Origin of the sequence: Pseudomonas sp. MD195_PC81_125 (assembly GCF_014060985.1) — a bacterium.
GTDB lineage: Bacteria > Pseudomonadota > Gammaproteobacteria > Pseudomonadales > Pseudomonadaceae > Aquipseudomonas > Aquipseudomonas parakoreensis.
Map to the genome: position 1 here is coordinate 1 of NZ_JABULD010000941.1, position 795 is coordinate 795.

General features: G+C 54.3%; 1 protein-coding gene and 1 pseudogene. One reads left to right on the forward strand and one right to left on the reverse strand.

Annotated elements, in window-relative coordinates; translation table 11 throughout:
- A partial coding sequence (gene azu / locus HT737_RS30485) for an azurin (RefSeq protein ID WP_182404678.1) occupies nucleotides 1-370 on the reverse strand: 370 nt, incomplete at its 3' end.
- A gap of 340 nt (nucleotides 371-710) precedes the next feature.
- On the opposite strand from azu, the pseudogene HT737_RS32965 reads away from it, so the two are divergent.
- Nucleotides 711-795, forward strand: a pseudogene (locus tag HT737_RS32965) (TIGR00730 family Rossman fold protein); the annotation flags it as partial.

Here is a 795-nt window from a genome sequence, read left to right on the forward strand (position 1 = left end):
CGGTSAGCTTCGATACGTCGATGGTCAGCGAGTCTTTCTCGCCGGCACCGATGATTTTGGTGTGAGCGATAACGCGCTCGTCGCCGTCTTTCAGGTAGTTCTTGTCGATGCCAGCGGCCAGGCCATCGGTGGCGATCGGCTGCATGTCAGCGGTTTTGCTGACCACCAGGTTATGGCCCATGACGTTCTTCGGCAGGCTGCCGGAGTGGGTCAGTTCGACGGTGAAGGTCTTGCAGCTCTTGTCGATCACGATCGACTGGGTGTTGAAGGACATCTGATCGGTGGAATCAACGGTGGTTTTGCACTCGGCAGCCATCAATTGGCTGCTGGCCAGCGCCAGCAGGGATACCGCAACAACTTTGGAAAACATGGTGAATCTCCAAGGCAGGGTTAACAAAAACACGAATGATGGAAAGACTGCCTGAAATCTTCGCAAGTTCCTATGACTTGAGTCAAAAATTGTATACAACTTTCAGGCTATGACACTCATCGAAACAATCTACCGGCCAGATTTCCCGGCCGGGCCTATGATCGGCGCATCTACTGAAACGGAGTGCCTGTCATGTTCTTTAACGGTCTGTTGTGCAGTTTGCTCGCCGCCTACGCCTGTGGCGCCAGCGGTACCTTTGAATCACCGGAACGCGAAGTTTAGTCCTTGGATCAAGGCGTGCCAGCCATTACCCTGTGACGGATTGACCCAGGAGGAAGGCATGTCTCTCACATCCGTTTGTGTTTTTTTTGCGGTGCCAACGCCGGCACTGATCCGGCTTACACCGAAGCCGCCAAGGCCCTTGG